Source organism: Lacticaseibacillus sp. 30, assembly GCF_053819265.1.
On the sequence record NZ_JBSOQX010000039.1, the window covers coordinates 1 to 8,518 of the forward strand.

Below are 8,518 nucleotides of genomic sequence, written 5' to 3' on the forward strand. Positions count from 1 at the left end.
TGCCTGTTTGACTACCTGAACTGCCTGTTCGTCAGTTGAGCCAATCTTCTTGAAATCATCTACCCAGTACATGAGATCTGCACGGTTCTTTGGGCTGATAAAACCAAAACCGTTTTTCTCCCAAAAATTAATGAGCTCCGGTTCCCCTAATGTTGTTGTTGTATTATTAATACTTGTATTATTCTCTGGCTCATTTTTGACCCCACCCCCAGTGCAATTTTGACCCCACCTAGGCTCATTTTTGACCTCAGGGGTAATACTGATAAATCGCTTCTCTACCTCGGTAGTTCCTTCCTTATATTTAACAATTCGTTTAATGAAACCGAGTTCTTCAAGAGCTTGTAATCGTCTTTTTATGGTGCTGATACTGACTGAATACAGCCTAGAAAAATAATCATTTGAGGCCCAGCAATACCCGTTCTTATTACTGAGAGCAGTGATTTCACCATAGAGAAGCTTAGCCCCATCAGACAGCTTTTCGTGATAGCGAACATCTGCTGGGATAATTGCATAGTAACTAGGCTTCTCATTCATGATCGACACCGCCTTCATGGAAGCATTGATCGGCAATGTTTTGGCGAACATCCATTAATTCTGCTTCGAATTTGATCATATCGAGTGATGTTTGACCCAAGATATCCATGTACTTTTTAAAGTTGTCTTTTAGGAACAGCCGGTCTTGAATCTTCTCACCATCGGTCATGTGAGGATCATCATCCCTGAACAGATCGCACTTGGTTTCTGCCCATTCTCTCAAATAATCCAAAAGGTACTGATTAGTTCTTACTTTGTATGCAAGTGATTCAAGACGATCAAGTTGCTTGCCAATTTCTCTGGCCATTGTTTTACCTCATTTCTTTCTGTGGTATAATGAGGTCACTCATTTGATACCACATTTCTTTGGTCGTTAAGCGGTACAGCGCTTAGCGGCTTTTTGTTTTGCCAATTATTTCGTTGATTAAGCTGATGGCGGTTTGCAAGCCGTCTTATCGTCCCATGGCATAAGCTCGCGTCTTATCCGTTCCTTGACGGTAATTATGGCCAACCAGACGTGCGTTCTCAGCCTGGATAGACAAGTAGGAGATAAGTGGACCTAGCTTAGCTATAGCTGCTTCATTCAATCCACTGCCTCCAATTTCCGCTGTGGCCTAAGCAGTGACCAACGATCACGCCGAAGCCACCAGCAATTAGTAAATAACCAATCATTATTCACCAATTCCTTTCGCAATTTCAGGAAAGTAGTTACGCATAAACTCAGAAAACTTGACTGGTTCGAAAGTCCAATCTTTGCCACCATCTCCCGCATACATGACCATTCGATATCTGAGAATTTCCATAAATTCTGGCTTTTCCAAAATGTTTTTCTTTAGCCAACGCATGTCATGCTTATATCGCTTGACAACATCCTTTGTTGACCACCACTCTGACATGTCGGCACGCTGTTCAAGATCTTTACGTCGACTGGTTTCAATTAGCTCCCAACCTGTCGGTAAAGTGACCGTAATTTCTGGTTGTATTTTAAAAGCATCCGTGTTGGTTCACCTCTCCAACTTTTGAGCCTCAAATGACGAAAACTCGTCTACTCGAGTGATTGCTATAAGCCCTAAAGCAACTATTCCAAGCAGTCCAACCCGCAGCGTTGCATGTGGGTTTTTCTTTTGCAATTCTCTAGAAACTGCTGCTTCTAATAAATCAATCGTCTGGCATGCAACCACCGGCAATTCTTTTCTAATCACCTTTTGTGACTCCAAACGTACTTCACTCCTTTATTGCTGATCGAATGGCAGCCAATCCCTTTTTTGTGTAAAGCCATTGCGGCACTTCTTTGTCGCTGTGCTGTGACTTGCTGGCCGACCAACGTCCGAATTCATTCTGGCCAGGTTGCTCTGCTTTGATCCCAATTCGATTGGCAATACGTCCTACCTTGTTTGAAGTGATGCCTAACTTTTCAGCCACTTGGGTAGCGCTGAACTCCTCTGTTCGCATTGTCGGCAACACCATCTCACCAGTGATTGCTTCAGCCGCCTTTGCCAACAGCGCCTGCTGCGAGCTAATCGATCCGGCTTTCATAGCAATTCGGTACAAAGCGTTCGCTTGTCGCGTCTTGGCATTAGTCATCGAAATCTCTGCTTGTTTGACAGGATCCAGCTTTTTAATCGGCAGTGACTTGATCGTCTTTTCCATTGCGTTAAATGCCGAGATGTATTTCAGTTTGAATTGATCTGCAACCTTCCCGGTAAAACCAAACGCAATGAACGTAAATCCATCACGATTCATGAAATAGACCTTTTGTTCTCGGCCGCGCGAGTCGGTATAGGTGCTTGCCTCGAACATCTTTTTGTAATCGGCATAATTTTGTGCCGATTGAATTTTGTCCTCGATTGCGCGAAGCACAACTTTGTGCTCCTTACCGAAAACTTCGGCAACCTTCAGGCTCGTAGTAACTGCCTGTTGCTCATGCATGATCACTAACCCATTCATTTGGATTCCTCCTTTACCTTTGCAAGAAAAGCGATAACAGCGGCGCGATTGCGTTCCGCTGCAGGGCCAAACGCCATTCCGCCCATCAAGTCCCGTACATATTGACTTGACCAGCCAAATTTTCTTGCGACCTCGGCTTGTGTTAGATCCAAGTCAATAAGTTGCTTTTTGAAACGCTTCAACATCGTTGACATACCAGTGATCACCTCCTGTTCGTTTAGTTTGTCTATCAGCTTATAAAATAGTTGACCTTTATTAATCCCAGGGATAAAATCAAGGTATAGGTAAAGAGAGCATCTTGAAAGTCGCGGACTGCGTATGGCGACGAATCCGGCTATCTTGATACTTCCTTTACCAGCTAACAACCTTAGCTGATGACTAAACTATAATACTCAGGATTATTTAAGTCAACTATTTTAATCTTGAATATTTTTGGCGCGTCCTCAGCAGTGGAGGAGATTACTAATATGACGCTGTTTGAGAAGACAAAAAAGTTTGCAAAATTACGAGGTATGAGTTTACAGGATGCTGCTCAAAAAGCTGGCTTAAGTATTAATGCCATATATAAATGGAATCGTCCCGGCTATGTCCCATCAAAGCCATCAATTTTGGCAGTAGCCAAGGTTTTAGGCGTGACTTATGAAGATCTGACCGAAGAAGAAAAAAATGACGAGCCGCAGCAATTTGACCTCAAGGCAGCCATGAAAGATGAAGACACAATCATGTCGTGGCAAGGAAAACCCATCCCACCTGAGGAACTAGAAATGATTCGTCGCATTCTGGATGGGGGCAAGTGATATGTTTGATGAAGTAACCACAACCTTATTCAATTATGCCTATGACCACAATATTAGCGTTATGGCAAAATCAAAAATTCCTGAAGACTGGATTCCCATTGCAATTCCTTCCAGAAGACTGATTATTATCAATATGAATTGGTACCAACCAAGAGAGATTCCATTACAGATTGCTCATGAGACAGCCCATGTTCTAAATGGCGGAACCGATTATGCAGCCTATTCTCGCTGTGATACTAATCCTGAAGAGGCAGCAGCCAATCAAAAAGCTGTTCAAATATTAATGAATTTATTTCTCGATGATTGGATGGATATCGAGGATTTTAATCCTGTAAACTTCATGGAAACTTATAGGATCCCCGAACGCTACTTCAACTTAGTGAAAAATACTGCTTTAAAAATTTTGGCGTAATGGGGATTGCGTATTGAAATCAGACTCGAGGTTCTTTCGTTACTACAATGTCGTTATTGCGCTACTCGCTATCATTTCAATCATCTTAGTCATTCTTGATTACTCTTCGGTAATTAATCTCTCTACCTTTCCATACGTCGTCATTGATAACACAATTCTAATAATTTTTGCCATTGACTATTTCACAAGACTACTAACAGCCGAAAACAAATTCAAATTCTTCAAAACCCACTTACTCGATCTTTTGGCCATCATTCCTTTTAATACTATTTTTTCGTTTTTTAGGTTTGCGCGCGCATTAAGAGTAGTCAGACTAAGTCGAGCATTTCGTCTAACAAGGCTTGCAGGAATCACTGGCATATTACAGGAACGAGCGAAGAAATTTCTTCATAGAGGAGGCCTTATTTATTACTTGTGGCTGTCAGTGATATTGATAATCATTGCATCAGCAATCTATTCCTTGGCTGAAGGCGCAACATACAGTGATTCCATTTGGTGGGCCATTGTGACTGCTACAACTGTTGGTTACGGCGACATCTCCCCCCACACACTTATGGGAAGAATTGCAGCTATTTTGCTTATGTTTAATGGCATTGGACTTATCGGTGCACTTACTAGCTCTATCACTGCATATTTAGCCGATGGCAACAACACTGTTTCTTCAGAGATCAATGATTTAGTCAAAATCAAACAATTACTCGACTCTGGCGCAATTACCACGTCGGAGTACGAACAACTAAAGAAACATGTTCTACAAGTCTCAAAACGACAAAAATAAAAAAGCCCCGATCCATTAGTTGGATCGGGGTAAAAGCAGAAATGATTACTCAGCCTCTGTTAGCAAATCAAAAGCACATATATTGAGACTCACCTTAGGTTAATTTGGAAAATAAGGAGTCTTTTAATATCAATGCTTTATCCAGTCATAATGTATTTGAGAGAAAGGACCCTCGACTATGAACAATCTCTTAATCCAACATCAACTTGAAGACAGCCGCCCTATCCGAACATACAAGGCTAAAATTGTGATCAAGCTGTTAGAGGACAACCAAACACTGCCCAGAAATGAACGCACCTCTCAAGTTCAAGTCTTACGTGAAGCAAGCCAAAAAACCGATGAGCTAGTTCAAAAAGTAATGGCAACTAGTAAGCATGACCGCACAGCTTTCTGTCGTGATCAGTGCTGGCTTTATCAAATCAGAGAGGAACGAATCAACAAAATATTAGAGCAACTAGCAAAGGAGGATTAGCTGATGTCAATCAAAATTGTTGTCTTAAAGTTTGATGCCTACGACGGTGAGTTAGTTCCGTTCGATCCCTTCAGCACAGACCCATTACCTGTTGAATATTTCCAAGTACGACTCTTCGTGCGCGCGCCGTACTATTCCGAAACATTTGATGATCAAACTCTGTTGGTGCGTCGATACATGCGTAGGTTCAAAGAAATCAAGAATCGCTTTATTAAAAAAATCGCACCGGAGATGGAGGACCTTGGCAAGGATATTGAGGAGAATCTTCAACGAATCAAATCTACCGTCACAACATTGCGGGAAATGCTAGAAAACGAACTCGTTATTCCCGATCAAATTGAGATTGGGTCGATTGAATTAGTTGGTGAGTGGCCAATATTTGAACCCGCAAAAGAATCACAGATGAAACTAGAGTTAAACAAACAGGACCTTAAAGATATTCAAGCGTTGCGAGAAACCAACGATAGAAAAAATCTCAACAATTAAAAAGCGCTTAGAAGTAAATGGTCAGACGCAGCTTGACCGACACTCTCAAGTTGATAAGGAGGTAATAGCATGACAATGGAAGTTAACGGTAAGGTAGTCAGAATAATCAGCAAATCTGAAGTTATCATCGATATCGGACGGGACGCTCATGTTGAGGTTGGCGATAAGGTTGAGATCATCGTAGTTGGCGATAAGATTACTGACGATAACGGCCGTAGTTTGGGGTACTTCACTTTCCAAAAAGACTCCCTCGAAGTTACACATACTGAACCCTCGTTTGCTGTCGCACAGAAAATACACGTTGAACACGCTTCAGGTCCATATGCCAACCTTTTTTCACAGATGAGCAAATCATTGACACAAATTTATGGGACCTCAACGACCTCCAAAACACCTCGCGATCTTGATATTCAGGAAGACGAAATCAAACCACTCGCCCAAACCACTCTTGAAGATAAAACTATTCACGTTGGTGATCAGGTTAGGGTCTTCACGTCTTGAACTATTCGTTGACAGAGATTTCAGCTCAATGTATACTTTGGTTACGCGATAGTACCTTGTCTTTCGGCAATTTGTCCTTTGACGAAAGGTACTCAAAAAAAGGCGTGACCTTCGGGTTACGCCTTTTTCAGTGGGGTAAGATAATTGAAAGCAGATAAACCATTCAAAACATATGGCGAGCAGATTGCTAAATTGTCTGATCATAATATCATTGTTCCAAATGGGCAGGAAGCATATGTTAAATCTATGCTTATGCAATACGGCTACTATAACCTCGTCAATGCCTACCAGGATAAGCTGGAACACACCGATGATGAAAAGTTCTGTCCTGAACGTCCCTTTAATCTGTTCTCTACCATTAAGCAGATCGATGAGATTCTTTCCGGTATTCTTTTGCCGCTCGTCATCCATTTTGAAAATACTTTTGAAACTTCGCTGAGCTACCATGTTGCCGAGACTTTTGGGGTCTTTCATAAAGGGCATCCAGGGGAGCGTGGATACTTAAGTCCCAAGAATTATCCGAGACTCAACATGTCACCAACTCCTACCTTACGTAAGCTTCGCGAGTTTGCTACCGGACTTCATAAAACAAAGCATGACGGGCAAGACGAAACCGAGCCATCAAGGTTCCGTGTTTCAGCATCATTAGAGATGTATAGAGAAAAACACAATCACGTGCCGCCTTGGATTCTAGTGAATGACATTAGTTTCGGTTTGGCTGCGCGATGGTATACCATCTGTCCTCCGGAAATCAAACGGGCAGTACTTGAAGATCTTTATCCAAGACGTAACATCACTGATGAGGAAGCACTAAAACTTCTCCGTGACGGATTGGACGTTGCACAGGATTTCCGGAACACAATCGCACATGGAACGAGCATTCTAAAGACGCGTTTATCGTATCCAACAAGTGATTCCAAACTCTCACCTTCCGTGATTGGAGCAGTAAATGACACTGCCATTTTGTCAAGCAGAGACTACGCTAATGGTTACGGACAATCAGATATCTTTTCTCTACTGCTTGTCCTCGCCATATTTACCAATGAGTATGAGGGACTCCTGAGCGCGCTTCGAGACATTGGGAATCTCAATAGGCTGAGAAATAGTGAATTCATAGAGATCCAACATATGGTAATGAACGACGTAATTGGCTTTCCACCAGAATCAGACTTGCGCATCAAGAAACTCATTGAATTCTGCAGAAACAAATAAAAGCGCCTACCCCACTGCTTGGAAGCATGGGTAGACGCAACATACAAGTGCTAGGAGCATAGTTCATGAAGTACGCTCTTTGCGTGCCTCATTATATCAAAGATGGAGGCAAGTGACATGGCAACAATCAGCATAACCCAAGAAAATACTGGCAAATGGCGCTACCGTGTTTACTATTATGACAACCAAGGTATACGCCACGCCAAAAGCAAGCGTGGCTATGCCCGTCAAGCAGCAGCTAAACGTGATGCCCAGATCTTAGCCTCCGAATTAGAACAAGGCGCTAACATGCTTGATCGCGAAGTCGGCTTTGTTAACTACTTTGAAGAGTGGCTCACTCGCTATAAGCGAGGCAAACACGCCAAGGTTACCGAAAATCGGTACGATTATTTTAAAACGGCGTTAAAAGACTTCTTTGGTGTCGCTAAACTCAAAGACATCACCCTTGATCGATGGCAAGATTTCATCAACAATTACGGCAAAACACATGCTAAGGATACTGTCAGAAAAATTAACGCCTATGTACGTGGCATGGTCAAGGCTGCCATCAACAACCAAATACTTAACCGGGACTTTACGCAGGGGGTTGAGTTTGTTGGCAAAGCTGCAAAAGATCCTGGCCTTAAATTTCTTGAACTCCCCTTTTTGAAAAAGCTCAAAGACCTAGTCTATAAAACAGCAAATTTCCAAGCGAATACTTCATATGCAATTGCCGTCGGACTAGGCACTGGAATGCGATACTCCGAAGTGGTCGGCTTGACATGGGCTGACGTCGATTTCAAAAACCAGCAACTCAATATTGATAAGACTTGGGACTATCACTTTGGGCAAGGTCTCATGCCCACAAAAACGCCCTCCTCTGTTCGAGTTATTGATATGCCGGACGATCTTACCCAACTGTTGAAAAAGCTCAAAAAAGAGCAGACAGAGGCTTTTATGGCACAGGGCTATCGGGATCCTCTCAATCTTGTTTTTAGAAGTACCCGACATTTAGTCCCGACAGATGCGGCCACAAACAAGATGCTTAAGAGCTATCAAACCCAAATCCAGGTACCGGCCCAAAAACAAATCACTTTCCACGGTTTGAGACATGACCATGTTGCTTACCTAGCTAGTCAAAATGTGGACATCTATTATATTTCTCGCCGTCTTGGCCATAAAGATGTTTCGATGACTCTCCGTATCTATGAACACATGTTCAAAAAAGCCGAAGCTAAACAGGTTAAAAAAACACTCAAAGCACTCGATAATCTCTGACCGTGGTCTCAAAGTGGTCTCAATTTTTTGAAAGAAACGGCAATTAAGGGTAAAACAAAAAAGCAGAATCCTTATATATCAAGGGTTCTGCTATCTGTGGTAATCAATTGTTACCTTAAAAG

The 8,518-nt window shown here is 42.3% G+C and carries 14 protein-coding genes; 8 read left to right on the forward strand and 6 right to left on the reverse strand.

Annotation, left to right across the window (positions count from 1 at the left end; genetic code table 11):
- The 6 genes from ACWPAB_RS14670 to ACWPAB_RS14695 all read right to left on the reverse strand — a co-directional run.
- The coding region (locus ACWPAB_RS14670) for a helix-turn-helix domain-containing protein (protein ID WP_032800632.1) at nucleotides 1–534 on the reverse strand (534 nt) is incomplete at its 3' end.
- Nucleotides 527–841, reverse strand: a complete 315-nt coding sequence (locus ACWPAB_RS14675) for a hypothetical protein (protein ID WP_016382215.1) — start codon at nucleotides 839–841, stop codon at nucleotides 527–529. The genes ACWPAB_RS14675 and ACWPAB_RS14670, both read right to left, overlap by 8 nt.
- 364 nt (nucleotides 842–1,205) lie before the next feature.
- Nucleotides 1,206–1,517 (reverse strand): DUF771 domain-containing protein, encoded by a 312-nt coding sequence (locus ACWPAB_RS14680; RefSeq protein WP_306462097.1) that lies wholly within the window; start codon nucleotides 1,515–1,517, stop codon nucleotides 1,206–1,208.
- A gap of 21 nt (nucleotides 1,518–1,538) precedes the next feature.
- Nucleotides 1,539–1,751, reverse strand: coding sequence for a hypothetical protein (locus ACWPAB_RS14685; protein ID WP_003593164.1), 213 nt, complete (start codon nucleotides 1,749–1,751; stop codon nucleotides 1,539–1,541).
- 7 nt (nucleotides 1,752–1,758) lie between these two features.
- The gene (locus ACWPAB_RS14690) at nucleotides 1,759–2,481 is read right to left on the reverse strand and encodes a Rha family transcriptional regulator (protein ID WP_016382214.1); all 723 of its coding nucleotides are present in this window, start codon (nucleotides 2,479–2,481) and stop codon (nucleotides 1,759–1,761) included.
- On the reverse strand, nucleotides 2,478–2,675 hold the full coding sequence (locus ACWPAB_RS14695) for a hypothetical protein (protein WP_003578190.1): 198 nt from the start codon (nucleotides 2,673–2,675) through the stop codon (nucleotides 2,478–2,480). The genes ACWPAB_RS14690 and ACWPAB_RS14695 overlap by 4 nt, the downstream gene beginning before the upstream one ends.
- A 273-nt stretch (nucleotides 2,676–2,948) precedes the next feature.
- Here ACWPAB_RS14695 and ACWPAB_RS14700 point away from each other — a divergent pair, with 273 nt between their 5' ends.
- The 8 genes from ACWPAB_RS14700 to ACWPAB_RS14735 all read left to right on the forward strand — a co-directional run bounded on the left by ACWPAB_RS14700 (nucleotide 2,949) and on the right by ACWPAB_RS14735 (nucleotide 8,396).
- Nucleotides 2,949–3,278: a helix-turn-helix domain-containing protein gene (locus ACWPAB_RS14700; protein WP_016364605.1), complete on the forward strand. Its 330-nt coding sequence runs from the start codon at nucleotides 2,949–2,951 to the stop codon at nucleotides 3,276–3,278.
- A 1-nt stretch (nucleotide 3,279) separates the two neighbouring features.
- A complete protein-coding gene (locus ACWPAB_RS14705) occupies nucleotides 3,280–3,690 on the forward strand; it encodes a M78 family metallopeptidase domain-containing protein (RefSeq protein WP_003598062.1) in 411 nt (136 codons plus the stop codon).
- Nucleotides 3,691–3,703: 13 nt separating this feature from the next.
- Nucleotides 3,704–4,468, forward strand: a complete 765-nt coding sequence (locus ACWPAB_RS14710; RefSeq protein WP_003598061.1) for an ion channel — start codon at nucleotides 3,704–3,706, stop codon at nucleotides 4,466–4,468.
- Nucleotides 4,469–4,646: 178 nt separating this feature from the next.
- Nucleotides 4,647–4,940 carry a hypothetical protein gene (locus tag ACWPAB_RS14715; protein WP_003598059.1) on the forward strand — a complete coding sequence of 98 codons (294 nt, stop codon included), beginning with the start codon at nucleotides 4,647–4,649 and terminating at the stop codon, nucleotides 4,938–4,940.
- A 3-nt stretch (nucleotides 4,941–4,943) separates the two neighbouring features.
- Nucleotides 4,944–5,426: a hypothetical protein gene (locus ACWPAB_RS14720; protein ID WP_012491228.1), complete on the forward strand. Its 483-nt coding sequence runs from the start codon at nucleotides 4,944–4,946 to the stop codon at nucleotides 5,424–5,426.
- A gap of 69 nt (nucleotides 5,427–5,495) precedes the next feature.
- Entirely contained in the window at nucleotides 5,496–5,927 is a 432-nt protein-coding gene (locus ACWPAB_RS14725) for a hypothetical protein (protein WP_003598055.1), read from the forward strand.
- Nucleotides 5,928–6,071: 144 nt separating this feature from the next.
- Nucleotides 6,072–7,139 (forward strand): Abi family protein, encoded by a 1,068-nt coding sequence (locus tag ACWPAB_RS14730; protein WP_003598052.1) that lies wholly within the window; start codon nucleotides 6,072–6,074, stop codon nucleotides 7,137–7,139.
- Between the two features lie 117 nt (nucleotides 7,140–7,256).
- Nucleotides 7,257–8,396: a tyrosine-type recombinase/integrase gene (locus tag ACWPAB_RS14735; RefSeq protein WP_016382213.1), complete on the forward strand. Its 1,140-nt coding sequence runs from the start codon at nucleotides 7,257–7,259 to the stop codon at nucleotides 8,394–8,396.
- Nucleotides 8,397–8,518 lie beyond the last annotated feature (122 nt).